Source organism: Aminobacter sp. Y103A (assembly GCF_030294925.1).
GTDB classification, from domain to species: domain Bacteria; phylum Pseudomonadota; class Alphaproteobacteria; order Rhizobiales; family Rhizobiaceae; genus Aminobacter; species Aminobacter ciceronei.
Genome location: NZ_AP017986.1, coordinates 1936192 through 1960462, shown reverse-complemented (window position 1 = coordinate 1960462; position 24271 = coordinate 1936192). Strand labels below are relative to the sequence as shown.

Annotated in this window: 30 protein-coding genes; 10 read left to right on the top strand and 20 right to left on the bottom strand. The window is 65.1% G+C overall.

Features of this window, described 5'->3' with window-relative positions; all coding sequences use genetic code 11:
- Nucleotides 1-20: 20 nt before the first annotated feature.
- The 9 genes from Amn_RS09435 to Amn_RS09395 all read right to left on the bottom strand — a co-directional run bounded on the left by Amn_RS09435 (nucleotide 21) and on the right by Amn_RS09395 (nucleotide 7864).
- Nucleotides 21-539 (bottom strand): PaaI family thioesterase, encoded by a 519-nt coding sequence (locus Amn_RS09435; RefSeq protein ID WP_154385044.1) that lies wholly within the window; start codon nucleotides 537-539, stop codon nucleotides 21-23.
- On the bottom strand, nucleotides 536-1312 hold the full coding sequence (gene recO, locus Amn_RS09430) for a DNA repair protein RecO (RefSeq protein ID WP_286296467.1): 777 nt from the start codon (nucleotides 1310-1312) through the stop codon (nucleotides 536-538). Before recO ends, Amn_RS09435 begins: the two co-directional genes overlap by 4 nt.
- A gap of 81 nt (nucleotides 1313-1393) precedes the next feature.
- Entirely contained in the window at nucleotides 1394-2575 is a 1182-nt protein-coding gene (locus tag Amn_RS09425; RefSeq protein WP_286296466.1) for an MFS transporter, read from the bottom strand.
- Nucleotides 2576-2740: 165 nt separating this feature from the next.
- Entirely contained in the window at nucleotides 2741-3061 is a 321-nt protein-coding gene (locus tag Amn_RS09420; RefSeq protein WP_154385042.1) for an SH3 domain-containing protein, read from the bottom strand.
- A 122-nt stretch (nucleotides 3062-3183) separates the two neighbouring features.
- Complete coding sequence (locus Amn_RS09415; RefSeq protein WP_286296463.1) at nucleotides 3184-4536, bottom strand: PepSY-associated TM helix domain-containing protein; 1353 nt, start codon at nucleotides 4534-4536, stop codon at nucleotides 3184-3186.
- Between the two features lie 52 nt (nucleotides 4537-4588).
- Complete coding sequence (locus Amn_RS09410; RefSeq protein WP_286296461.1) at nucleotides 4589-4981, bottom strand: DUF2946 family protein; 393 nt, start codon at nucleotides 4979-4981, stop codon at nucleotides 4589-4591.
- 109 nt (nucleotides 4982-5090) lie between these two features.
- The gene (locus Amn_RS09405; RefSeq protein ID WP_286296459.1) at nucleotides 5091-6410 is read right to left on the bottom strand and encodes an MFS transporter; all 1320 of its coding nucleotides are present in this window, start codon (nucleotides 6408-6410) and stop codon (nucleotides 5091-5093) included.
- Nucleotides 6411-6477: 67 nt separating this feature from the next.
- Nucleotides 6478-6759, bottom strand: a complete 282-nt coding sequence (locus Amn_RS09400) for a metal-sensing transcriptional repressor (RefSeq protein WP_286296457.1) — start codon at nucleotides 6757-6759, stop codon at nucleotides 6478-6480.
- A 196-nt stretch (nucleotides 6760-6955) separates the two neighbouring features.
- On the bottom strand, nucleotides 6956-7864 hold the full coding sequence (locus Amn_RS09395) for an SDR family oxidoreductase (RefSeq protein WP_263007736.1): 909 nt from the start codon (nucleotides 7862-7864) through the stop codon (nucleotides 6956-6958).
- A gap of 90 nt (nucleotides 7865-7954) precedes the next feature.
- Here Amn_RS09395 and Amn_RS09390 point away from each other — a divergent pair, with 90 nt between their 5' ends.
- Both Amn_RS09390 and Amn_RS09385 read left to right on the top strand, forming a co-directional pair.
- On the top strand, nucleotides 7955-8527 hold the full coding sequence (locus Amn_RS09390) for a TetR/AcrR family transcriptional regulator (RefSeq protein WP_067964197.1): 573 nt from the start codon (nucleotides 7955-7957) through the stop codon (nucleotides 8525-8527).
- 149 nt (nucleotides 8528-8676) lie between these two features.
- Entirely contained in the window at nucleotides 8677-10182 is a 1506-nt protein-coding gene (locus Amn_RS09385) for an amidohydrolase family protein (RefSeq protein WP_286296454.1), read from the top strand.
- Nucleotides 10183-10261: 79 nt separating this feature from the next.
- On the opposite strand, the gene Amn_RS09380 is transcribed toward Amn_RS09385, so the two are convergent.
- A complete protein-coding gene (locus Amn_RS09380) occupies nucleotides 10262-10492 on the bottom strand; it encodes a DUF4287 domain-containing protein (protein WP_182574385.1) in 231 nt (76 codons plus the stop codon).
- Between the two features lie 28 nt (nucleotides 10493-10520).
- The gene (locus tag Amn_RS09375) at nucleotides 10521-11435 is read right to left on the bottom strand and encodes a DMT family transporter (protein WP_286296453.1); all 915 of its coding nucleotides are present in this window, start codon (nucleotides 11433-11435) and stop codon (nucleotides 10521-10523) included.
- 49 nt (nucleotides 11436-11484) lie between these two features.
- Between Amn_RS09375 and Amn_RS09370 the strand changes: the two genes are divergently transcribed.
- Nucleotides 11485-12036 carry a MarR family transcriptional regulator gene (locus Amn_RS09370; RefSeq protein ID WP_182574383.1) on the top strand — a complete coding sequence of 184 codons (552 nt, stop codon included), beginning with the start codon at nucleotides 11485-11487 and terminating at the stop codon, nucleotides 12034-12036.
- 32 nt (nucleotides 12037-12068) lie between these two features.
- Here the strand turns inward: Amn_RS09370 and Amn_RS09365 are convergent, their stop codons facing one another.
- Nucleotides 12069-12464, bottom strand: coding sequence for a hypothetical protein (locus tag Amn_RS09365; RefSeq protein WP_286296452.1), 396 nt, complete (start codon nucleotides 12462-12464; stop codon nucleotides 12069-12071).
- Nucleotides 12465-12473: 9 nt separating this feature from the next.
- Nucleotides 12474-13394, bottom strand: coding sequence for a hypothetical protein (locus Amn_RS09360; protein WP_154385031.1), 921 nt, complete (start codon nucleotides 13392-13394; stop codon nucleotides 12474-12476).
- Nucleotides 13395-13603: 209 nt separating this feature from the next.
- Here Amn_RS09360 and Amn_RS09355 point away from each other — a divergent pair, with 209 nt between their 5' ends.
- Complete coding sequence (locus Amn_RS09355; protein ID WP_169808352.1) at nucleotides 13604-14632, top strand: serine hydrolase domain-containing protein; 1029 nt, start codon at nucleotides 13604-13606, stop codon at nucleotides 14630-14632.
- Between the two features lie 94 nt (nucleotides 14633-14726).
- On the opposite strand, the gene Amn_RS09350 is transcribed toward Amn_RS09355, so the two are convergent.
- On the bottom strand, nucleotides 14727-15455 hold the full coding sequence (locus Amn_RS09350; protein ID WP_067964208.1) for a GNAT family N-acetyltransferase: 729 nt from the start codon (nucleotides 15453-15455) through the stop codon (nucleotides 14727-14729).
- A gap of 242 nt (nucleotides 15456-15697) precedes the next feature.
- On the opposite strand from Amn_RS09350, the gene Amn_RS09345 reads away from it, so the two are divergent.
- Both Amn_RS09345 and Amn_RS09340 read left to right on the top strand, forming a co-directional pair.
- Nucleotides 15698-16330 carry a LysE family translocator gene (locus Amn_RS09345; RefSeq protein WP_286296451.1) on the top strand — a complete coding sequence of 211 codons (633 nt, stop codon included), beginning with the start codon at nucleotides 15698-15700 and terminating at the stop codon, nucleotides 16328-16330.
- A gap of 31 nt (nucleotides 16331-16361) precedes the next feature.
- Nucleotides 16362-17021 carry a pentapeptide repeat-containing protein gene (locus tag Amn_RS09340; RefSeq protein ID WP_286296450.1) on the top strand — a complete coding sequence of 220 codons (660 nt, stop codon included), beginning with the start codon at nucleotides 16362-16364 and terminating at the stop codon, nucleotides 17019-17021.
- A gap of 9 nt (nucleotides 17022-17030) precedes the next feature.
- Here the strand turns inward: Amn_RS09340 and Amn_RS09335 are convergent, their stop codons facing one another.
- Nucleotides 17031-17639 (bottom strand): NAD(P)H-dependent oxidoreductase, encoded by a 609-nt coding sequence (locus Amn_RS09335; protein WP_286296449.1) that lies wholly within the window; start codon nucleotides 17637-17639, stop codon nucleotides 17031-17033.
- Nucleotides 17640-17726: 87 nt separating this feature from the next.
- Between Amn_RS09335 and Amn_RS09330 the strand changes: the two genes are divergently transcribed.
- Entirely contained in the window at nucleotides 17727-18338 is a 612-nt protein-coding gene (locus tag Amn_RS09330) for a TetR/AcrR family transcriptional regulator (RefSeq protein WP_286296447.1), read from the top strand.
- 48 nt (nucleotides 18339-18386) lie between these two features.
- Here Amn_RS09330 and Amn_RS09325 read toward each other — a convergent pair whose 3' ends face one another.
- Nucleotides 18387-19595 (bottom strand): MFS transporter, encoded by a 1209-nt coding sequence (locus Amn_RS09325; RefSeq protein ID WP_286296445.1) that lies wholly within the window; start codon nucleotides 19593-19595, stop codon nucleotides 18387-18389.
- Nucleotides 19596-19663: 68 nt separating this feature from the next.
- Between Amn_RS09325 and Amn_RS09320 the strand changes: the two genes are divergently transcribed.
- Nucleotides 19664-20113 (top strand): helix-turn-helix domain-containing protein, encoded by a 450-nt coding sequence (locus tag Amn_RS09320; RefSeq protein WP_067964220.1) that lies wholly within the window; start codon nucleotides 19664-19666, stop codon nucleotides 20111-20113.
- 112 nt (nucleotides 20114-20225) lie between these two features.
- Here Amn_RS09320 and Amn_RS09315 read toward each other — a convergent pair whose 3' ends face one another.
- The 3 genes from Amn_RS09315 to Amn_RS09305 all read right to left on the bottom strand — a co-directional run bounded on the left by Amn_RS09315 (nucleotide 20226) and on the right by Amn_RS09305 (nucleotide 21328).
- Nucleotides 20226-20540: a response regulator gene (locus Amn_RS09315; protein WP_115732923.1), complete on the bottom strand. Its 315-nt coding sequence runs from the start codon at nucleotides 20538-20540 to the stop codon at nucleotides 20226-20228.
- An 11-nt stretch (nucleotides 20541-20551) separates the two neighbouring features.
- Nucleotides 20552-21058 carry a sensor histidine kinase gene (locus Amn_RS09310; protein ID WP_502874756.1) on the bottom strand — a complete coding sequence of 169 codons (507 nt, stop codon included), beginning with the start codon at nucleotides 21056-21058 and terminating at the stop codon, nucleotides 20552-20554.
- 75 nt (nucleotides 21059-21133) lie between these two features.
- On the bottom strand, nucleotides 21134-21328 hold the full coding sequence (locus Amn_RS09305) for a hypothetical protein (protein ID WP_286296438.1): 195 nt from the start codon (nucleotides 21326-21328) through the stop codon (nucleotides 21134-21136).
- Nucleotides 21329-21917: 589 nt separating this feature from the next.
- On the opposite strand from Amn_RS09305, the gene Amn_RS09300 reads away from it, so the two are divergent.
- Nucleotides 21918-22448 carry a GNAT family N-acetyltransferase gene (locus Amn_RS09300; RefSeq protein ID WP_154385022.1) on the top strand — a complete coding sequence of 177 codons (531 nt, stop codon included), beginning with the start codon at nucleotides 21918-21920 and terminating at the stop codon, nucleotides 22446-22448.
- 45 nt (nucleotides 22449-22493) lie between these two features.
- On the opposite strand, the gene Amn_RS09295 is transcribed toward Amn_RS09300, so the two are convergent.
- Nucleotides 22494-23237: an SDR family oxidoreductase gene (locus Amn_RS09295; RefSeq protein WP_263007753.1), complete on the bottom strand. Its 744-nt coding sequence runs from the start codon at nucleotides 23235-23237 to the stop codon at nucleotides 22494-22496.
- A 98-nt stretch (nucleotides 23238-23335) separates the two neighbouring features.
- On the opposite strand from Amn_RS09295, the gene Amn_RS09290 reads away from it, so the two are divergent.
- Complete coding sequence (locus tag Amn_RS09290; RefSeq protein WP_286296435.1) at nucleotides 23336-24253, top strand: AraC family transcriptional regulator; 918 nt, start codon at nucleotides 23336-23338, stop codon at nucleotides 24251-24253.
- Nucleotides 24254-24271 lie beyond the last annotated feature (18 nt).

Sequence of the window (24271 nt, the reverse complement as noted above, 5' to 3'; positions counted from 1 at the left end):
TCCCCCTCAGATTGGCCGGCTTACCGCGCCGCCAGATTGGCGACCGGAAAGATCGAACATGTTTCGGTGCCGAAGGCGAGCAGCTTGCCGTCCTTGTCCTTCAGCGTCGCTTCCGACACGGCAAGTGTGCGGCCCTTGTGGATCACCCTGCCCTCGCAGACCACTTCGCCCGTCTTGGGCGTGATCGGCCGGGTCAGGTTCACCTTGAACTCGACAGTCGTGTAGGCCTCGCCCTTGTCCAGCGTGCTGTGCACGGCGCAGCCCAGCGCCGAATCGAGCAAGGTCGCCGCCCAGCCGCCATGCACCGTGCCGAGCGGGTTGAGATGGCGGTCGCCGGGCAGGCCACGAAACACCGCGCGGCCCGTTTCGACCTCGGTCAGGCCGAAATTCATCGCAGCCGCGATCGGCGGCGCGGGGTAGAGCCCGTCGACGACGCGCTGCAAAAGCTCGGTGCCGGAATAAAGATGCACGTCCTCATGCGGGATCGTACCCAGGCCAAGCGGAGACACCAGGCCGGGGAACAGTTCGACTTCGCTCATGCGGCAGTGTCTCCATGGGAAATCGCGCCGGGCGAGATGGCTCGGGCGGCGTGGAATTTCCGCAGCGCCGTCAGAAGCCCGCCGCGCGCATCCGGCGGCTCGATGCCGCGCGGCTCGTAGACATGGCGGGCAAAGAAGAAGCTCGACAGCCGGAAGGCATCCTCGATGGACTTGAGGTCGGCGCCCTGCCGCGCCCCGCGCTGCAGGAAATGTGGCAGCGGCAGCAGCTTGTCGCGCCATGGCTCGCCGGCGGCGCGCGACACGGCGCGGCCCGACTTCGGCGAGACATAGCTCAGCTCCTCGAGCGCGCCGGTGGCGGCGCATTCGGTGAGATCGAGGCCGAAGCCGAGCTCGTCCAGCACCAGCAGCTCGAAGCGCACCACGAGTTCGCCGACGGCGTCGGCATCGTTCAGATGTTCGATCAGGATCGCCAGCGTCTCGTAGAGGCCGGCATGCGGGTCGCGCTCGGGCAGCAGCCGGAGATGGGCGGCGAGTGTCTGCAGCGCATAGACGGCAACCGCGCTGTCGATCAGCCTGGCTGCGTTGAGCTCGATCGGCTCGGCCTGGAAGGTGCCGAGATGTTCGTCGAGGCGGGCGCGCCAGATCAGCTCGACGCGGTTGCCGGCCTGCAGCACCGGCTGCTGCTTGCGCGAGCGGCCGCCGCGCACCAGGCCGAGATGCCGGCCATGGGCGCGCGTCATCACCTCCAGCACGGCAGAGGTTTCGCCATGCCTGCGGGTGCCGAGGATGATTCCTTCGTCGCGCCACTCCATGGCCGGACCATCAGCCGGTTGGGCGACGAAATCAAGAACTATGGCTGGCCAAGACGGTTGGCCGGAACCAGGCCCGGCGGCTCAGCGCTCGGGCAGCGGCGGGATCAGTGCCAGCAGCAGCAACGCGCCCAACACCAGTGCCGCAGCGGCGAGCGCCAGCGGCAACAGGCCAAGCGTGATGAAGGGCGCGACGACTGCCGTGCCGGCCGCCGTGGTGCCGAGGATCGCCACGACGACAAGGGCAGCACCTCTGGCATCGTCGCCCTGCGAGGCCACGACAGCACGGTGGAAGCCGGGCGGGCCGCGGAAGCCGAGGCCGAAATTGAACGGCACGAACAGCGCCGTCACCACCAGCGTGTTGGCCCCGCCTGTCAGCGCATAGGCCAGCATCGCCACGCCGCCGAGGGCGGAAAGTGCGGTGCCGAACCAGATCATCCGCTCGGCGCCGAAGCGCCCGGTCAGCCGGCCGGTCCAGTTGGCGGCGACGATGAAGGTGGCGATGCCGGTCATCTGCATGATGATGAAGTCCTTGAGGCCTGCGCCCAGCGCCGCCACGAACACCGTGGGCGCGGCAAAGACGATCACCAGAAGAGCCCCCAGGGTGAAGGCATGGCTCACCGCATAGCGCAGGAAGACGGCGTCGCGCAAAAGATGGGCATAACCGCCTGCCCCCTTGCCGGTCATCAGCGCCGGCAGGTGGCGGCTCAACAAGGCGACGGCGGCGGCCAGAAGCAGCGACAGGGTGGCAATGACGTCGAACGAGATGGTCCAGCCGCCGAGCGACAGCAGCCAGACACCGGCTACCGGCGCCAAGGCAGGGGTCAGCGACTCGATCGAACCGAGTAGTCCGAGCTTGCCCACCGCACGTTCGTCGCCGAACAAAGCGCGGATCATGCCCGGCGCGAACACGGCGGCGGCCGAACCCGCCGCGCCCTGCAGGAAGCGCAGGCCGATCAGCATGTCGAGCGAGCTGCTCATGCCGGCGGCCGCCGAGATCAGGCCATAGGCGACGAGCGAAGCGACCAGCAGACGGCGCTGGTCGAAACGCGCGCCGAGCGTGCCGAAGGCCAGCAGGCCAACTGCAGCGCCGGTGACGAAGGCCGCCAGCACGAATTGCGCCTGGGCATAGGTGCCGCCCAGCACCTCGGGCAAGCCAGGCACAGCCGGCAGCACGAGATCGGTGCCGGCGATGCCGAGCACGGTGCTTGTCACGATGAGCGCAAAGGCGATGCCTGCATGGCCGCCATGCTTGCCGGTTGTCATTGTCTTGCCTGTTCTTGTCTTGGCCCAGCCTTGACCTTGGACCGATCCCGGTCTTGGGCCAGTCCTGGATCGAGGGCTTTTTCGGGACGGCGTCAGTGCCCCAGGACAGGCCACGGGTCAAGCAAAGCCGGTTGGTCCAGCTTGCTGGCGAAAGCCGTTCGAGCCTTACGGGCAGTCGCTGTCGCGGACAAAACGCGCCTTGACCCAGCCCTTGGTGGTGCGGTCGCCATTGTAATGGGTGACCGGGCACCAGCGGCTCGCCCAAGGGGCGCTCGCCGGCCGGCAGGCGGCGTCGAGATGGATGATGCCGTGCGTCTCAGGCGGCAGCACGTCGACGATGCGGGCATTGGCCGAGGGCCGCGCCCGCATGTTGAGCGCATCATTGCCAGCGACATTGACCACCACCAGGCAGCCCGGCCCTGAGGTCGCCATCACAGGCGTGGCGATGGTCAGCGTCAGCAGTGCTGCCAGAAATGCTCTCCGCATGTTGGTCCTCGCTTGCTCCCGGCCGATGACGCCGGCGCGTGAGCTTAGCCCGACGACTGAGCAGCGCCAAGGCGGCCGCCGCCGATCAAGCGGCGGCCGCCCCCCCTGCCAGGCAAAGCATGTCAGGCGAAGCGTGGTCGCATCACCCGCGTTCCGGCCCAGTCGAGCACGAGCATCACCAAAAGCGAGATGCCGACGAGCGGAAAGGCGATGCCGCCCAAGGCAAGGATGGCGATCAGACCGCGGAACACCTTTGGGTCGTCGGGCAGCGGCGGCACGCCGAGCGAGCCGGCCGGACGGCGCTTCCACCACATCACCCCGGCAGACACCGCAAGCAGCACGATGCCAAGGCAGGCGGCCAGCAGCACGAGCTGGGTGACCAGCCCGAACTCCTGGCCCATATGCACCGAGATGCCCCACTCCATCCATTTGCCGCCGAGGCCGTAATCGGCAAAGCCCATATCGATCAGCGGCTCGCCGCTATACTGGTCGAGATGGATCACCCTCTGCTGGCTGGCAGCATCCGGATAGACCGAGCCGGTGTAGACGCCGGCCGGCTTTCCTGGGATCGCAACCGTATAGCCGCGATGCAGCCCCAGCCTGTCGAAGGTCTCGACAGCCTTGTTCAGCCCGATCGGCGTGCCCGCGGCAGCAGACGATTCCGGCAGCCTGGCCTGCTCCAGCGACCACGACGTCTTGGCGACATGGTCGAGATGTTCGCCCGACATCGGCACGTCGACGCGCACGCCCGAGGGGTAGCCGAAATTGCTGCCATTGGCCCATTCATTGACCTTTTCGCCCCAGACGCCCGACCAGGGCATGCCTGTTATCGCCAGGAAGACGATGAAGACGCCTGCGAACAGGCCGGTCACCGCATGCAGGTCGCGCCAGAACATGCGGTTCCTGGGCTTGCCGCGCACCGAAACGACGCCGCCCTTCTTGCCGCGCGGCCACCAGAGATAGATGCCGGTGCCGACAAGCAGGATCGACCAGCCGCCGGCAAGTTCGATCACCATGCGCGCGCCGTCGCCGAAATATTTCAGGCTGTGCAGGTAGCGGATGGTCCACATGATGGTGCCGCGATCGGGCAAGGCGCCCAGCACCGACCCGTCATAAGGGTTCACATAGACGGCGAGCTTGCCGAAATCGGCTGATGCGACAGTGATTTCGGCCGAACTCCCAGGCATTGCCGGGTCGAGATATTTCACCGCCGTGCCGGGATAGTTGGCAAGGGCTGCGTCGACCATGACCTCGGGCGTGACCTTGGTCTGCGCGACGGTCACGCGCTTGAGGTCGGAGTAGACTGATGTGTCGATCTCGTCCTTGAACAGATAGAGCGCGCCAGTGACGGCGAGCGTGATCATGAACGGCAGCACCATCAGCCCGGCATAGAAGTGCCAGCGCCAGACGGCGCGGTAAAGGTTGGACGCGGAGCGCGCGACGGCGTTCTCCCGTCCGAGGGTCATATCGGACATTGTTGTCTCCATAGCGTGGAAGCACGGGCCTAGCGGCCCGCAGGGTTCGACGTCAGACGGAGACAGACGGAGGCGCCCTCGCCTCGGCGATCAGGCCGCGTTGGCCCTGGGGCGCAGGCTGCCCTGGTTCGGCAAGGACGGTGCCTTGCGCTTCGGGCCGCTCGAGGATGAAGGCAAGCTGCTCGCCCGGCAGGCCGGGCGTCGTCGCAACCGCAAGCTGGCAGAGCGTGCCGCAGGGACAGTCGGCCGGGCTGCGGGCGGGCCTGGTGTCGCCGCCGGCCGGGCCCATGCCGTCCATGGTGCAGATGACGCCGAGCGGGTCGGCGGCGGACGCGGCCATGGCGCCGGAAGCAGCGCCCGAAAGCAGCGCCTGGAACAGCAGCATGAAGGCGATCATGCCGGCGATGACGCCAGCCGACAGCCTGTCCCGCAAGATGAGCCGCATCCCCTTCATGTCAGCGCCATGCCACAGTGCCGCCGCAAAGTCACTGCGGCACGAGCGCTTGACGCGACAGCCGTGTCAGATCTGCAATGTCACGTCTGCCGTGGCCTTGTCAGCCATGGCGCGGCCATTGCTGGTGCAGCGTATCGATGACGAAGCCATGGGCATGGCGGTGGCCATGACGATGTCCGCCCTCGGTCCAATGCGGGTCGTCATCGGCGAGGCCGTGATGGTGATGGTCGACGATTTCGGGGTCCGACGACGGCCACAGCGCCAGCGCAGTGGCGACCGCAGCAGCCGTGATGCCGGCCATGATGACGAAGGTCATGGGCAGGCCGACCGAGACGCCGAGCCAGCCGGCCAGCGGATAGGTGATGAGCCAGCAGGCATGCGACAGCGCGAACTGCGCGGCAAACAGCGCCGGCCTGTCCTCGGCGTGCGACGAGCGCCTGAGCAGCCGGCCCGCCGGCGTCTGCGCCATCGAATAGCCGAGGCCGAGCAGGAACCACAGCGGCAAGAGCGCGGCAAAACCCTGCACCAGCGTGCCGGAAACAAGCCCAACAGCCAAAAGGGAAATGCCCGCCAGCATGATCGAGCGGTCCGGCACCTTGTCGAGGATTCTGGGCAGCATCAGCGCCGCCGTCATCGAGCCGGCGCCATAGGCGGCGAGCGCCACTGCGGTCGCCTTCTGCGTCAGGCCATACTCGCCCTGCACGATGACGACGGTGTTGACGATCACCATCGCGCCCGACGCCGCCACCGCCATGCTCACCGCCAGCAGGCCCTGCAGCCGCGGCGTCGCCAGATAGATCTTCAGGCCCCTGGTGGTGCGCTCATAGATGCCTCGCGGCACAGACGGTTTCGGGCTCGGCAGCGTCACCGAGACGACAAGTGCAGCGGAGGCGAGGAAACCGATGACCGTGCCGGCGAACAGCTCGTGGAAGCTGACCACCGTCAGCAGTGCCGCAGCCAGTATGGGGCTGACAAGGCTCTCCAGATCATAGGCAAGCCGGGTCAGGGACAGCGCTCGCGTATAGTCCTTCTCCTCGGGCAACACGTCGGGGATGGTCGCCTGGAATGCCGGGGTGAAGCCGGCGGAGGCCGACTGCAGCACGAAGATCAGCACATAGACCTGCCAGACCTCGGTGACGAAGGGCAGAAGCAGCACCACCGCCGCGCGCACAAGATCGAGGCAGACAAGCATCGAACGCCTGGGCAGCCGCTCGGCGAAGGCTGCGGCAACAGGTGCGACGAGGACGAAGGCGATCATCTTGATCGCCAGCGCAGTGCCGAGAACGACACCCGCATCGGGTCCGGCCAGCTCATAGGCCAAAAGCCCGAGCGCCACGGTGGCGAGGCCGGTGCCGATCAGCGCGATCAGCTGTGCGGCAAAGAGATGCCGGTAGGTTCGGTTGGACAGGATCTGAAGCATGGTCGGGCTCTGGCGGTATCAGGCACTCTGGGACAGCACGGCGACCGGCGCATAGCCGGCGGCCTGCTCAGAGGTACTTGGTGATTTCCTTGAAGTCGTCGATCGACTGGCGCTGCGCGCGCGGCAGGCTTCCGACCGCGTCCTCCAGGCAATGGTCGAGATGATCCTGGATCAAAGTGCGCTTGGCCTGGCCGACGGCTTTTTCCACGGCATGAAGCTGCTGGGCGATGTCGAGGCACGGCCGGCCCGCCTCGATCATGGCGATGATGCCGCGCAGATGGCCCTCGGCCCGCTTCAGCCGCTTGATGGTGTCGGGATGGGAGGTGTGGAGATGAGCATGTTCCGTCATGCCTAATTGCTATCCCCCTGGAGGGGATATGGTCAAGGCCGGCCCCGTGCGAAAATTCCTGGCCTACCCGCTCACCAGCCGCGGAAGCGTGGCCCTCCAACAGGCGAGGCGATGAAAAACGCCGCCGGCCGATCTCCGCCATGCCATCGGCATCTCGGGGACTGGCGCAGACCCGGCTGCAGACGCGTCGTCGCGTTCAGCGATAGCCCGTCGTATCGGCCGGCTTGCCGGCATCCTGCACCTCGACGACATAGGGCCAGGCATTCGGACGGGAACCGTCGAGATCGGTGAAACCATAGACCTGCGCCAGGCCGCCGCTGGACAGCGACTGGCCGTTCCAGCGCGCCACATCGGGGTCGGCCGCCAGGGCCGCCACGGCGCGGCCGACGAAGCGCGGCGTCTCGGAAATGGCGAAATGCGGAACATTTTCAAGCGCGTCGCGCCAGTTGGCTTCGGTGACGCCGAAATGCTCGAGCATCATTTCCGAGCGCAGCCAGCCGGGCGTGATCGCCACCGCGGTCGCGCCATGCGGCGCGAGATCCCTGGCATGCGCCCAGGCCATGCGCAGCACCGCCGACTTGCACAGGTCGTAGAAGGGCGACAGGCGGTAGTTCACCGCATTGTATTCGGCCGTGCCGTCGGTGACCTCGACCAAGAGCCCGCCCGGCTTCTCGATCATCAGCGGCAGCGCGTGATGGGCGGTGATCAGATGGGTGTCGATGGACAGCCTGAGCATGCGCAGGCCATTGTCGAGATCGTGGTCCCACACCGGCTTGTTCCACTCGAACAGCTTTTCGCCGCCCCAGATGTCGTTGACCAGTATGTCGAGCCGGCCCTCGTCCTTGCGGATGCGGGCAACGAGATCGCGGACCTCGTCGGAAACGAGATGGTCGACGCGCACAGCGATGCCCTTGCCGCCAAGCGCGTCGATGGCCTCGGCGGTTTCCTCGATCGTCTCCGGCCGCTGGTATTCGGACTGGCGGTCGCGCGTCGTCCGCCCGGTGACGTAGACGGTGGCGCCGGCCGCGCCCAGTTCCATGGCAATGCCCCTGCCCGCACCGCGGCTGGCGCCGGCAACGAGCGCTACTTTTCCTTGCAGTGTCATCGATCTCTCCCGAGAGTGTTGCTGTCGGAGGCTGGTCATCGGCTTCGAAGCGATATATAAATGAATATTCGTTTATAAATAAAGGTCAAGATGCCCCGCCGCAAAACCCTGTCCGACGAAGAGGTTCTGGTCGCCGCCTCGCGGCTGCTGCATGAGCACGGCCCCGATGCGCTTACCTTCGAAAGCCTGGGGCGCGCCTGCGGCCTGTCGCCGGCAACGCTGGTGCAACGCTTCGGGACCAAGGCCAGGCTCAAGCAGGCAACACTTCTGCACGCCTGGGACGGGCTCGACGCCAAGACAGCGGCACTTGCCGCCGCGACGCCGAAAACGCCTGAGGGTGCGATCGCCCTGCTTGTCGGCCTGTCGGATTATGGCGGCATCGAAACCTATGCCGAGGGCCTTTTGGTGTTGCGCGAGGATCTGCGCGATCCGGTGCTCAGGGCGCGCGGCGCTGCCTGGAAGGCTGCGCTGTCGGCGGCACTCGACGAGCGTTTCGCCAGGGTTGCCACAGCGCCCCAAGGGATCGGCTTGCTCATGGCCTCGCAATGGCAAGGCTCGCTTTTGTGGTGGGGTTTCGACCCGCAGGGCCGGGTCGAGGATTTTGTCGCCGCCGGCCTGCGCAGCTTCGTGGCGGCGGTGCTGGCCGAGCCGACGGCGACATGAGAGGGCTGGCATGGCAGCCCGCAGCCTGCCTGTTCCGCCACCTCTTAAGCCCTCTCCATAGCGCAGGGACACCAGCGTTGACGCTAGGTTATTTTAGACTTAAAAAATTTAAGCTCAAAATAATCTGAGTGCTGATTGGGAGGACCTTTATGAGCAAACCCGGTTCCACGGATAGCGGAGCACCTGCATCGAAGATCGGCCGTCGCGGCTTTCTGAAGGCAACGCTGGCCATGGGTGCCGCCGCTGCCGCGCCCGCCGGCAGCAGTGCGCAGACCCAGGGCGCTGCAGCCGGAAATCCGGCATTGGGCAACGAGTTCGTCATTCGCGCCGGTCACATCCTGTCCATGGATGGGGACGTCGGCGATTTCGCCAGCGGCGAGGTCCACGTCAAGGACGGCGGGATCGTTGCGGTCGGCGAGAAACTGAGTATTGCGGGGATCGAGGCAGTCGATGCCACCGACATGATCGTCATGCCTGGCTTCATCGACACACATTCCCATCTCTGGAACGCCTTCCTGCGCGGTTCGATAAGAGGCGACGATCCTGTCCGGGGTTACTTCCCGACGACCAATAGGGCAGCCCCGCTGTGCACGCCGGACGACGCGTCCGCCTCGGCGAGGTTCGGGCTTCTGGAAGCGCTTCTCTCCGGCACCACCTGTATCAACAACTTCAGCCACAACACCCGCTCGGTCGAGCACGCCAACGCCGAGATACGCGCCTCGATCGATCTCGGAGTCCGCACACGATACTCCTATGGAACGCCGGGCCGCGGGGAACGCCTCGACACCACCGGCGTCGAAGCGGTGCGCAAGCAGTGGGCCACGGGACACCCCCTCATCACGGTCGGCGTCAACCTCCAGACGCCCGCCCCGGACATCCTGAAAAGCGGCGGCGACGACGACAAGTTCGTCGCAGAAGCACAGTTTGCAAAAGAGCTCGGATTGCCAGTTTCGCTCCACTACGGCAATACCGCCCACGGGCTGGTCGCCTTCATGGACAAGCACGACTTGCTCGGCCCCCATATCCTCTTCATCCATACCCAGGGACTGACCGAAGCAGAGCGCAACACGCTCGTCGCCAAGAACGTGCAGTTCTCGATGTCGCCAGCGATCGAAATCCCCTACTCGACGGTCAGGAATGGCTACATCCAGTTCGCCGAGCTCGAGCAGTTGGGCGCGAGCCTCAGCCTGTCCGTCGACGCGTCGAGTGCGATGGCCACCGCCGACTTCTTCACCGTCATGCGGGCGCTGCAATGGTCCCACAAGCAGCGTGCCGACGTCGACCGGGCGCTCGAGCCGAAACGGATCCTTGAAATCGCTACGCTCGGAGGCGCCAGGGCCCTTGGCCTCGATCGGGAGATCGGCTCGCTGACGCCGGGCAAGAAGGCCGACATCATTCTGGTCCGCAAGACCGACCTCAACATCGCGCCGGTCATCGATCCGTATTTCTCCCTGGTCTTCTCGGGAGGCGCGCGCAACGTCGACACCGTCATCGTCGACGGCGTCCTGGTCGTGAAATCTGGCCAGCATGTCCGGGTCGACGGCTCCGACGTGGTGGCGAAGGCCGAACAGGCCGGGCGTGCCATGCACGAAAAGCTCGAGCATATCATCGCCAACACGAAGGAAAGCGTCGAGCAACTGAACAAAAAGGGATAGTGCCGGCCGGGCGCAGGTTCCGCCTGCGCCCGGATGCCTGATGTCGCAGCCAAGACGCATGTCCAGCAGACGGCAACAGCTACTTGTCGCCGACCTGCTTCTTGCCGCTCAAAAGCGCATAGACCGCCATCGAATGGCCGTGGCCGAGGCCAAAGTCGGCGCCCAGCCATTCGATGATCTGCCCGGCCTTGACGCCGGGCTTCAGCTTGCCGCCTTGCGAAAAGCCCTTGCCGTCGGCGAGCGCGAGCAGGTCCTCCGGCCCCTTGCCGGTCCTGGTCTTGATGGTGTCGAGATAGGCCTGGAAGGACATGTCGTTCTCCTCGTTGAAGTTTGATTGATCAGGCGCGCTTGCGGTTGGCCAGCACGCCGCCGGCGATGATCGCCGCCAGACCTGCGACCGACAGCACAGTCAGCACGTCGTTGAACAGCATGGCCGCCAGCACCACACCGAAGCCGGTGCCCCAATAGCCGAGCTGGCTGAAGAACACCGGCCCGCCGATCTCCTGCAGGCGGAAGTTGAGCAGATAGGACGAGGCTGACGTCGCGACCATGCAACCGATCCAGAACAGGATGTCGCGGTCGAAAAAGACCCAGCTCGACGGCGCCTCGAAGAACGGCGCCACCAGCGCCACCATCAGGCTCGAGCTCAACAGGATGCCGCAGGAAAAGGCGAGCGCCGACGAGCCCTTGGGCCAGTACGCCGTGCGGATGATGTTGCCGGCGGCGGCACAGGCCGGAACGATGATGCCGAGCAGCACCCAGACAGTCTGCGAGAAGTCGATCTCGGCCAGTTGCTGCTGCACCAGGGCCGCCATGCCGGCGAGGCCGATCAGGATGCCGGCGAAACGCCGGAGATACATGCGCTCGATGCCGAGGCCGGCGGCAAAGCTCATCGTCAGCAGCGGCGACAGCGAATAGACCGTCGAGGTGTAGGCCGGCCCGACCCGGTCGACGATGTGGTAGCCGAGCACCGTCGGCACGATGAAGCTGATGATGCCGAGCACCAGATAGAGCAGGATGTGGCTGCGCTGGCGCGGAATGCCCTGCCCGGAAGCGGCGAGCAGCGGCAGCAGCACCATGCCGGCGCCGACATTGGCGACCAGCGCCAGCTGGAATGGCTGCATGCCGGCATTCAGCGCCGCCTTGGAGATCATGATGCGGGTGGCGAAGACCAGGCCGCACAAGGCCAGCAGGATCAGCGGCGAGCGCGCGGCATAGGACACCGGCAAACGAAGAACTTCCTGTTGCGTCATGGTCATCTCCGAGATATCTTAGTACTAAGATAAATATGGAATTATCTTAGTGTCAAGACATCTCGACGAGAATATTGGGGAACTGGCCGGCGACGGCCTGCAGGACGGCATCGATGCCCGCCGGGCGCAATGGGCCAGGGAACTGCCGCATCTCGACACGCGCGGCATGGCGATCCTCGGCCGCGCCCGCTGGATCACGCTTGCCGCCCGGCCCAAGATCGAGGCGATCTTCGCCTCCTACGGGCTCGACACCGGCGAGGCCGACGTGCTGTTCACGCTGCTGCGCTCGGGCCCGCCCTACCGGCTGCGTCCGACCGAGCTCTACAAGTCGATGATGATCTCGTCGGGCGGCGCCACCAACCGCATCGTCAAGCTGGTCAAGGCGGGCCTGATCAGGCAGGTCGCGTCCGATGGCGACGGCCGCAGCCTGCCGGTCGAATTGACCGAGGAAGGTCTTGCCCGTGCCCGCGAGGCCTTCGAGGCCGACATGGCGGTGGAAACGCTGATGCTCGAAAGCCTGAGCTGGGACGAGCAGGCGCAACTCGCGCGGCTGCTGCGCAAGCTGGCGCTGTCGCTCGGCAGTTCGCCGTCGCTGGAGTGAAGACCGTCGGCCCCGCCTCGCCGAGCCTTCGCTCAGGACTTCGTCCTGCTCGCCAGTTCCCGGTCGATCTGGCCGATCTCCCTACCCGCCTGCTCCAGTTTCAGCAGGCAGCCGAGGATGCGTCTTTGCAGCTCGCGCACGGGACCGCTGATCCGTGCTGCTTCCAGTCCGCCCATTCCCAGGCGCAGCAGCTCATAGGCGGCGATGGCCAGCGACAGGCCGCCGGTGACAGGCGAAGCGATGATCCCGATCACGAAGACGGTGCCGTCGGCGGCCAACCACAGGCCAGCCGACCGCAGTTCCGCCTTGCGGACCTTCAGCTCGGCCTCGAGCTGGTCGAGTTCGACCGAAATGGCTGATACTTCCGCCCGCCTGGCAGCCCGTTCCTTCAACAACTCTGCCTGGGGACGTCCGGCAAAGCGGGACATGATAACAGGTCAGCCGCCTGGAGAGGCGTAGCCGCTTTCAGCCTCCTCCCGTTGCGCACCCGATGCTGCGTCACGATACCCGAGACCACGCGAAATCCGCGCAGCCTCCAGCCTGGCGGTGGCGAGACTTCGCTCAGTGCTCTCGATGGCCCGCCGGTCGGCAAGCAGGCCCTGCAGCCGCACCGCCACCACGGCGGCGCCGATGATGCAGAGCCCGACGACCACCGCGCCATGAAGAATGTCTGCCTCAGCGCCAAACAAGCGGGGCAGGTTAATGCCCAGGGTGGGCGCCAGGATCATCGCGGCGAGCAGGATCACGGCGGCCGACAGCGACAGCAGCGGCCAGAGCTGTGACCGCTTGCCGTAACCTTCATCCACCAGGACGGCTGTCGGAACAGGCTCTCGAACGGGCTCCGGCTCAGCCGCACCGGCGACCTCGGCCGGGCGCTGTCCGTCATTTGCCCCGTCGCCGCCGAAATCGGGGGCGACATCGGGCGATCGATCGAGGAGATCCTGAAAACGCTTTGGCATGCTTGCGACATAACCGGCCCCGACGAGTACCTCGAGGGCTTTTGCCGCGCCTGGCTGATACTGGCGAAGTCCGTCGTCGATGTGCTGCAGCTTGCTTGCCGCGACCCACAGCAGCCGCTGCAATTCGGACACATCCGCCGCCGAACCGGTCTCTTGACCGGTCACCTCGCGCAGCAGCCACTCCAGGTTTCTGGTCCGCTCGTCCAGTGACGATCGCTCGAAAGCGCCAAGGCGCACCGATGAGCTTTTGCCTGGATGACCAAAAAGAGCAACGAAGCCGATGACCTCGCGTATCGACAGCAGGATCGACGGATCCCAGTCGAGAGCAAAGTCGAATCCACGGGCTTCGCTGTAACTGCGAATCTTTGCGAGGCTTTCCAGCAATTCGGTATCGGTCATAAAGCGCCCTGCGCCCCACGAACAACTTGGCAACGACAGCATATTAGCAAACCCACATCGAAGAATACAGGCCGACTGGAGAGACGTTCGTCGCGCCGCCGACACGGCTGGCCAGGCTGTTACGCCAACTGGCGCTATGCCTCGCCGGCACCGCCGGAGAGACTGACCCGCGAATCAGGATGCGGCCGCGTCGCCGCCGGGGACATGGATTGAACCGGAAAGAGCTTGTCGACCTTGTCAGCGAGCAGCGGATTCCGCTGGCACTCTACGCCACGGGCCAGGGCCTTGAGCGGCCCTGGGCCACGGCCGCGGGGATGGCCGACGAACAAACTGGCAGGCCGATGTCGCTCGACACGCCGCTCCGGGTCGCCAGCAACACAAAGACCTTCGTTGCCGCCACCATCCTCCGCTTCTGGGAACGCGGGCTGATCGATCTCGACGGCCCGGTCGCACGGTTGGTCGACCCGCTGTTCAACGCGTTGCTGACTGCCGCCGGCTACAACACCGACAGGATCACCGTTCGCCATCTGCTCGACCACAGCGGCGGGCTCGTCGACCACACCAACGCCCCCGAATTCTTTGCCACCGTCCTGCGCGAGCCGCAGCATTTGTGGACGCGCGAAGAGCAGGTTCGCCTCGGCGCCAAATTCTCGGCGCCGCTCAGCGAGCCGGGCACGCGCTTCAGCTATTCCGACACCGGCTATATCCTGCTTGGCGACATCATCGAGCGCATCTCGGGCACGACGCTTGCGGAAACCGTCCGGCGCGAGATGGGATTCGAGCGGCTCGGCCTTGCAACGAGCTGGTGGGAGATATCGGAGCCGCAGCCGGCGCACGTCGAGCCGCGGGCGCGCCAGTTTTTCGGCGATGTCGATGCCACCGGGATCAGCGCCTCGATGGATCTTTATGGCGGCGGCGGGTTGGTGATGTCGGTGCGCGACCTCGCCACCCTCTTTGCCGCGCTGTTCGAAGGCCGTGTCTTCGACAGTCCCGACACGCTGCGCGAAATGCTCTCCCAGGGCAGCCACGACGGTGCCGCCACCTATCGCCTCGGCATATCAGTCGACACCGTCGACGGTGCCGAGGTCTACTCGCATCTCGGCTTCTGGGGCACCGCGGCCTATTACGCGCCTGCCCAAGGCATCGCTGTCGCCGGCTTCGCCATCAGGCGCGAGGCGCGCGACACGCTGGTGTCGGTCATCCGCCGGCTGCTTGCCGCCGAAGGCTGGCATGGTTGACCCCGCCACTGGCTGCGAGCCATTTTACTCGAGCCGACACAGGCCGGGCTCGTCCACTTGCTGTAGCCGGCCAGTATGAGCATCGGCGCCGGGATCAGACGGCGGAATCGGGCGAAACCACCTCCCAGGTGCCGAACAGCTCGAGGCCGGCCTTGCCGGCGAGCAGGATCGACGCCGCATTGTCGAGCTGGCATCGGTACTGCGGCTCATATCCCAGGTCCCAGGCGTGCCGGCTGATCGAACGCACCACCTTGCGGGCGTGGCCCTTGCCCCGGTAGGGCTCGAGCGTCAGCACGCCGAGATCGGCGACGCGACCGTTCATCCAGGGATACATGCTGCCGGCACAGACAAGACGGTCCTGCTCGAAGGAACCGAACACCAGCCAGTGGTCGAGTTCGACCGAGGCACCATCGAGGTCCTGCTCCGACGCCTGCGCCTGGAAACCTGAAAACAGCGCCGCGTCCTCGGCGCTCAGACGCCTCGGCCCGGCGACCGGCTCGTCCAGTGCCAGCCGCTTCTTCTCCGCCTCGGTGAAATGATAGATGCGGTCGGCGCCATGCAGCATCACACCCGCTCCATCAAGGGCGTGGCGAAAGCCGGCGATGGACAGGCCCTGCCTTTTGCGCAGGCCGACCCTGGCCGCCAGCTCGGGCGTCACCACCGCCATGGCCCGACCATCGATCGTCTCCAGCACCATGACCCGGCAGTCCTCGTCGAGATCAGGGTCGGCGGCGACAGTAAAATTGTCGTCGCTGTGGAGAATGTCGCCGTTGAGAAACTGCGCCCGCCAAAAATCGACGATCGTCTGCGAAAAATATGACATTGTGAATACTCGGTCTCGTCTGGACGAGCGTGAGCGCGGAAAGTGTAGGCCCGCGATTCTCACGACTTCGTGAAGAAAGCCGTAGCCAGCAAAAACCGGCAAATGTGCGGCATAACAGCGCTTCGCGATCGCTGGACCAAATATAGGCCGGGCTGGCAGACGGGTTTCGCCTACCGAACGATCGCGCCCTGTGCGAATTTGCCGGCATGGGTCGCGCCATTTCGGTGCGACGGGAGCCTGCCATGCCGTCAGCCGAACTGTTGATCGCCTTTGTCGCCACCACCGCGATCTTCGCCTTCATGCCGGGCCCGGCCATGCTCTATGCCGCAGCCCAGACGCTGGCGCGCGGGCGCTGGTCGGGGCTGATGGCGGCACTCGGCATCCATCTCGGCGGCTACGTTCACGTCATAGCCGCCGCCGGCGGCCTGTCGGTGCTGTTCCACGCCGTGCCGCTGGCCTATTTGGTCGTCAAGCTTGCCGGTGCCGCCTATCTCGTCTGGCTCGGCATCGCCATGTTCCGCGCCAGGAATGAGGGTGACGGCGTCCTGCCCGCCATCGCGCCGAAATCCGCCCGCCGCGCCTTCGTCGAGAGCATCGCCGTCGAGGTGCTCAACCCCAAGACGGCGATCTTCTTCATGGCTTTCCTGCCGCAGTTCATCGACGCTTCGGCGGCCTTTCCGGTCTGGCTGCAGTTCTTCATCCTAGGCACCGTGGTCAATGCGATGTTCACCCTGGCCGACGTCGTCGGCGTCATGCTGGCCGGAGCGATGACCGACCGGCTCAAGCGGTCGCGCCGCGCCCAAAGGCTGATGCAGCGCGCCGGCGGTGCGGTGCTCGTCGGCCTTGGCGTCCACGTCGCGCTGCAGAAAAGCTGATCCGCCGACAGCCCTCCCCGCGACGCTTTCGATGCCAGCCGACCAGCCCGCCACCGCCCTCACCGACCTGATCGCCCAGGGGCAGCGCTCCTTCAGCGGCCTGCACCTGACAGGCCACGATCTGGCACGGCTCGACGTCAGCGGCTGCCAGTTCGCCGACTGCAATTTGACGGGTGCCGACCTCCAGGCTGCGACGCTGACCGACACCAGTTGGACCGGCTGCCGCATGGCGGGCGCCAGGCTCATGGCCATCGACGGCGTCGACGCACAGTTTCAGAATTGCGACCTCTCCAACACCGACTGGACACGGTCGCGGCTCAACGGCGCGACATTCAGCCAGAGCAAGCTGACTGGGGCGAATTTCGCCCATTGCAGCTTCATCGGCGCCGACTTCCAGCAATGCCTGATGGTCAGCGCCCTGCTGCCGGCGATCTCGTTCCGGCGCAAGACGCTTGACCATCTCGATTTCAGCGACGCCGAGCTCACCGGCTGCGATTTCCGCGAGGCGATTTTCGACGGCTGCAGCCTGCGCGGCGCCAGCATGCGCTCCTGCCGCTTCGAAGGTGCCGATTTGCGCGGCTGCGACCTCGGCCCGCTGAAGCTCAACGAAGCGGCGATCCTCAAGGGTGCGGCGATCTCGAAAAGCCAGGCAACCGAGCTGTTGCGCGGCCTCGGCCTGCTGGTGCTGTAGCGCACCGCCTCATGCCGCCACGCCTCGGCTGTGCCCGGCTTCGAACAGGTTGTGGCCGATGGCGTGCGCTGCTTCGAGATGCTCGGCCGCCCCCAGCGTTTCGGTGTCGAGCAGAAGCTCCGATGTGACGACAGGCGCGCCGACATAGTCGAAGATGCCATGGTCGATCTGCGTCTTCATCGCGCCGAAATAGCCGTGCCGGGCATAGGTCCGCATGGTTGCGCCGCCAAGGGCGACGAGATGCACCTTGAGATGACGCAGCCGCTTGACCGGCCTGATGCCGGCGCCTTCGTCATAAGCCCAGCCATTGGCGAACACCCTGTCGATCCAGCCCTTGAGCAAAGCCGGCATCGACCACCAGTAGACGGGGTAGACCAGCACCAGCGTGTCGGCGCGGTCGATCCGCGCCTGCTCGGCGGCGACGTCGGCAGCAGGTGCCACTTCCCGGCGGTGAACGGCGAGATCGGTGGCGGTGTAGCGCGGGTCGAAGCCTTCCCCGGCAATGTCGGCGATCTCGAAGGTGTGGCCGGCCATCTCAACCCCTGCGGCGAGCTGTGCCGCGATGCCGTGGCTGAGTGACTTGGGATCGGGATGGGCGACGACGATGAGCGCGTGCATATCGACATTCCTGTTGGCAGTTGCGGGCGACGGTCACAGCTTATATACTTTCTGTAACCTATTTTTCGTATATACTTTTGGTATATTATGACGTCAAGCGCTGAAACGCTGGAACAGACACCGCGCCGCCGCCTGTCGCGGGAGGAGCGGCGCCGGCAGCTCATCGCCGTATCCTGGGGCATCATCCGCGAGGACGGCACCGAGGCGCTGACCTTGCCCCGGCTGGCCGAGCAGGCGAGCGTGGCAAAACCCGTCGTCTATGATCATTTCGCCACGCGTCCCGCTTTGCTCGCCGCCCTTTACCAGGAGTTCGACACCCACCAGACCGCGCTGATGGATGCCGCCTTCCAGGCCAGCGAGCCGACCCTGCCAAGCCGGGCGATGGTCATCGCCTCGTCCTATGTCGACTGCGTGCTCGAACAGGGCCGCGAGATCCCCGGCGTGATCTCGGCGCTGGCCGGCTCGCCCGAGCTGGCCAGGGTCAAGCGCGACTATGAAGCTGTTTTCATGGAGAAGTGCCGGAGCCTGCTCGCCCCTTTCGCGCCTGGAGGCACCATCGCTGCGTCAGGACTTCTGGCGATGCTGGGGGCGGCCGAAGCGCTGTCCTTCGCCGCCGCATGCGGCGACATCACGCCTGACGAGGCCAAGGACGAGCTGTTCCAGACCATCCTCGCCATAGCAGCCCGAAACGCGCGCTGATTGTTCGACAGCGGCGGATCGGCTCGCCGCCGGTTTCGAAGACATGCCTCAGCGTCTGCGGACCTTGGCAGCGGCGCAGGCCGCTCCCGCCGCAATCGCCATCGTCGCCAGCAGCAGCGCTGTGCCGCCGAACAGCGTTCCGTAGCCATGCCAGGCGATCAAAGGCGTGACGAACAGCGGCGAGACGAACTGGCCGATGAAGATTGACGCCGTCAGCACGCCGCCGCTGACGCCCCGGTGCCGCAACGGCGCAAGGTTCAAGGTCAGCGCAACGAAGCTCGGCGAAACCAGCGCGTAACCGGCGCCGATCGCAGCGGCCGCCGCAAACAGCACAGGCGTCGTTGCGGCCAGGACCAAAAGCAGGAAGCCAAGCGCCATCGCGGCATAACCGATGAGGAAGATGCCGGCATAACCGGCGGCGCGCTGCAGGCGGGGATAGAGCAGCGCGAAGCTGCCGCCGGACAGCATCACCGTGCCGAGGATCGCGCCGGTCATCATCGCGGCGTCATATCCCTTCGCGTCGAGGAAGAACGACATCTGCGTCGGCATGACGAAGAAGATCATGTTGGTGAGCGCCTGCAGCAGCACCAGCAGCGACAGCAACAGCACAAAGGACGGATGCCCGGCAGCGTCACTTGTTGCCTTGGCGCCCGGTGCCTGCGACCGCCGGGGCGGATCGACGATGACCATCCACATCAGGGGCAGGAAGACAATGGCGAGGCCATAGATGGCGAAGGGCCAGCGCGGCGAGATTGCCGCCACCCATCCGGCAAGCGAGATGAAGACGAGGCCGCCGAAATTGCGTGCCGAAATCTGCAGCCCGGTCATGGCACTGCGCTTGTCGCCGTTGAAATAGTCGCCGACAAGGGCGGTCTGCGCCGTCATGATGAGTGCCACCGCCACCCCGAGAACGAGGCGGCTCACGAAGATGCTGGGCAGGTCGGGCAGGACCAATCCGGCGCATCCGGCAACGGCAAACAGGATCACGCCCCAAAGCAGCAGCAGGCGGCGGCCGAACCGATCCACCGCCAAGCCGGCAAAGGGCGCGAACAAGGCGACGCTGAGCGACGGCGCCGGCACCAGCAGCCGGGTCAGCATCGCGGCGTTCGGATCGCCTGCAAACAGCCGCTCGAGCCCGGGCAGCGCCGGGCTGATCGTCGCGTTGGCCATTGTGGTGAGCGATGCGGCCAACAGCAGGGCGAGCGCGCGCCCGTCCATCCAGACCGGCCTTTCCAGTGTTTGTTGAATGACTTGCATGATTTTTCCTCTTGCTGAATTCGACTGTTCGGCACAGCGTACGAATTCAAGCCAACTTGAGGTCAAGCATGCATTTCCTGGATATTGGCGAGGTCGTTGCACGCTCCGGCGTGCCGCCGTCGACGCTGCGCTATTACGAGGAGATCGGCCTGATCCGCTCGGTTGCGCGGCACGGCCTGCGGCGGCAGTTCGACCACGACGTGCTGATGAAGCTGTCGCTCATCGCCATGGGCAAGGCTGCCGGCTTCTCGCTGCCCGAGATATCGGGCATGTTCGGCAGCGATGACCGCCCCGACATTCCGCGCGACCAGCTCCATGCCAGGGCCAGGGAGCTGGAGCGGCAGATCATAGAGCTCAGGATGCTGCGCGACGTCATACGCCACGTCGCCGACTGTCCCGCGCCCTCGCACATGGAATGCCCGAGCTTCCGCAAATTGCTGAAGTCGGCGACGACGACAACTGCCAGCCGTTCGCCGAAACCGCCGACGACACGGGCAAGGTCCGCACGTCGGCGCTAGCCTGCTGATGTGGCGTGGGCAGCGGCTGCGCATGCTGGCCGTCCAGGGACCCAACAGGACGCCAGCTCTTTTTCAGAGCAGCAGTGGGCGCGGCGTTTCCTGATTTTGCCGGTCAGCCTGACAGCAGGTGGGCAAACATCTCGGCCAGTTCCTTGTCCATGAACGGCTTCTTCAGGACCGGCCGATCACGGTAGCCGTCCTTCATGTGGCCGCTATAGCCCGTCGAAAAGACGAAAGGTACGCCGCGCGCGGCGAGCGCGTCGGCCACGACATAGGTGTTGTCGCCATTCAGGTTCATGTCCACCATGGCGGCATCGAAATCATGCGCCGTGATGAGGGCAAGCGCCTGCTCGACCGTGGCGGCAGCGATCACCGACACGCAGCCGAGGTCGGCCAGCATGTCTTCGATCATGAGGAGGACGAGCATCACAAAGCAGCCTATTCATCGCGAACACCACAGGCGGCAGGAAAGTCCATCGTGCAGACAACGCCTTCCACCCGGTAGTCGAGATCGACCGCGCCATCCAGTTCGTGTGCCAGGCCGCGCTCCAGGACCCGCGAGCCAAAACCCTTTCTGGACGGTGGCATGACCGGCGGACCGTCCTTCTCCTGCCAGCGCACGACAAGCCGACCGCCCTCAGGCGAGGGCTCGATCGTCCATGAAATCAGGACGGACCCAACATTGTTGGAAAACGCGCCGTATTTTACCGCATTGGTCGCAAGTTCATGGAAGGCGATGCCCAGTGCCAGGGTAACCTTGGGTGAGACGCGGATGTTGCTGCCGGTGATGACAACGTGCTGCGACCTGCCATTTGCGATCCCGAACGGCTCCAGGGCTGCCTTGATCAGATCGAGCAACCCCGCACCTTCCCAGTTCTCGCGGGTCAACAGGTCATGCGACCGTGAGAGCGCAAAGAGGCGCGACTCGATGGAGTCCCTGATCACGTCGGGATTGGAGGTGTTTCGCAGCGCCTGCCAGAACTCGTCGCGCGCAAATATCCGGTCAGACGGAGAAAGGCGTCATTGGCGAAAATGATCGGACTGCCGGGCTCTTTCGCATCCGTGAAAACACTCGCTGCCGTTCTTTCGGCGGTAGCAGATTTCCGAGCCGCCATTGGCGTCGCCCGCGAAAGTGGCTTCGATGCGCGCCAGAGAATCGAGGTCGGTGCCGCCCGCGATCAGGAAGTTGAAGCTTTGGCCGAGCACCATCGCCATGCGTGTCGTTTCAGCGGCAACGACAAACGGTCCGAGATCCCTCCGAAAGCTTTCGACTTCAGCTCCGGCGACCTTTTGGCCTTCGGATTTGACTACTGGTTCAGCCATGCCTCAACTTCATTCGATTGGCGGCAGGCAGCAGCTAACGGGCAACGTTTGGAGCCGTGCGGAGTTATTGATGCGAGTGCGAGCACGAGGCTATGACCTGCGTCGCTGACGTCTTGCCGAACAAGAAGCGCAAAATTACCGCCACGCCCGCTCTTGAAAGCGTTGATTAATACCAGCGACCGCGGCCAAACCAGCCGCCGCCCAGCAGAACAAGTACGATAAGGATGATGAGAAGAGTGGTGGTATCCATGTCAGTCTCCTGGGAGTGCTCGTGCACCTCACGGAGCGGTGCATTGCCCGCTCATCGCACTCCAACACTAAACAACGTTTCACATGCTTTCTTGTTCCAACGAAACAGCGACTCTGGCGCTCTATTCGCGCGAACATTTTTATCGTTCAACCGGCAACATTGAGTTTTAAGGATCACACCTTCCAAAACATCAAAGCATCCTTTATTCGCTGCTTGCTCTTAGCGGACAGAATGGATCGAGACGTGATCAGGCCGGCCAACTTGACGGATGCCTCCAGCCTCGCAGCACTCGGGCTGGAAGTCTGGCTGAACACCTACATCCGCAACGGTGTCAGTGCCTTCTTCGCCGACTATGCGCTCGAGCATTTCACCGCCGCCGGTTTCGAGGAGATCTTGGCGCGGACAGACCAGACAATCCTGGTCTCGCAGAACACCGTCGGGATCGACGGCTTCATCCAGATCACATCGGGCGCCCCCTCCCCTGTGCCCGGCTGTTCCGATCTCGAAATCGCCAAGCTCTATGTCCAGCCCCGCCACCAGGGCTCGGGCGCCGGCGGCAGGCTGCTTGAGGCGGCACTGCGCATCTGCGCCGGCACCGGCCGGCCCGACGTCTGGCTTGCGGTCAATGCCGAAAACCAGCGCGCCACCGACTTCTATCTGAGGAAGGGTTTTGCCAAGGCCGGCGAAACCCGCTTCCAGATCGACGACCAGTTCTACCCCAACCACGTGCTGCGCTACGATCTGACTCTTGTTGGAGCATGATCTTTTCCGAAAACCGGCACCCACTTTTCGGGATCATGCTCTGACTCAGCCCGCCTGCGCCAGGGCCACCGCGTCGGGTCCCGCCGGAAAGCGCAGCTGCCCCGACACATCGTTCGCGGCCAACCACACGGCTTCGGCGACGTCGGTTTCCTTCGTCACCATTTCAGGTGTCGCAAACCCGGCGAAGATCGGCCCGGCAAAGCCGGCATAGGCTTCGGGAATGAGATCCTCGACCCGCAGCTCGGTGTTGTGGGCAAAACGCGTGCTTGGCGCATAGCCCGGCTCGACCAGCTTGACCCTGACATCGAAGGCGCCGAGCTCATGCGCCAGCGAGCCGGTGAACCCCTCGATCGCCATCTTGCTTGCGGTGTAGGCGGCGGCCAGCGGCATCGGCGCCAGCGTCACACTCGACGTCACGTTGACGACGACGCCCGACCGGCGCGCGCGAAACTGCGGGATGACCGCCTGGGTCATCGCCATCACGCCAAAGGTGTTGGTCTCGAACAGCTTGCGCACATGCACCATCGGCATCGCCTCGAAGGCGCCGACGAGGCCGATGCCGGCATTGTTGACCAGCACGTCGATCGGGCCGCAGGCGGCGAGCGCCGCAGCGATGCTGTCCTCATTGGTAACGTCGAGCGCAACCACCCGCATCCGCTCCGAGCGCGGCAGGATGTCCTGGCGTGGGCTGCGCATGGTGGCAACGACGTTCCAGCCCCCGGCATGGAAGTGACGGGCGGTCTCCAGGCCATAACCCGAGGAGCATCCGGTGATCAGTACGGTTTTCATGACATTTTCCCTTGATGATGTTGACGCCACGAAAATACCGTCCAATATCAGGACTATCATCAATCCATAGTCCGTATTTTATTGGCAACAGTCCTGAAATGGCAGACACTCTCACCACCGACCCGCTCGCCCAGGTCATCGAGCTGCTGCAGCCGCGCACCGTGTTCTCGAAGGGGATCAGCGGCGCCGGCGCGTGGGGCGTGCGTTATTCGGAATTCGGCCAGCCCGGCTTCTGCGCCGTGCTCGAAGGCCGATGCCGCCTCGCCGTCGATGGGGAAGCACAGGTTGTACTCGAACAGGGCGATTTCGTGCTGTTGCCGGCCACCCCTGCCTTCACCATGTGCGGTTTCGAGCCGGTGACGCCACGGCGCATCGATCCAAAGACTGCACCGGCGCCGACGGAGGAGGTTCGCCACGGCCGGCAGGACGGCCCCGCCGATGTCCGCCTGCTCGGCGGCTATTTCGTCTTCGGCTCGCCCGATGCGGCACTTTTGGTGTCGCTGCTGCCAGCCATGATCCATATCAGCGGTGTCGAGCGGCTTTCGACGCTGGTGCGGCTCGTCGGCGAGGAGGCGAGCCGGGACAATGCCGGCCGCGAGCTGGTGCTCGGCCGCCTCGTCGAGATCCTGCTGATCGAAGCGCTCAGGGCAAGCCGGGCCAAGGGCTCGGCCCCCGGCTTCCTCAGCGGACTTGCGGATGCCAGGATTTCAGCGGCGATCAGGCGGATGCATGGCGATCCGCAGCGGCCGTGGACGGCGGCCGACCTGGCCGGCGCGGCCGGCCTGTCGCGCTCGGCCTTCTTCGACCGCTTCACCCGCACGGTCGGTATCAGGCCGATGGAATATCTGCAGGCCTGGCGCATGGCGCTGGCCAAGAACCTGCTCGCCGGCAAGGACATCGCGCTCGACGAAGTCGCCCGCCAGGTCGGCTACGGCTCGGCCAGCACCTTCAGCACCGCCTTCAGCCGCCATGTCGGGCAATCGCCGGGCCGCTACGCGCGCGGCGATCGGGAGTGATGAAAGGGCGGTCATGTG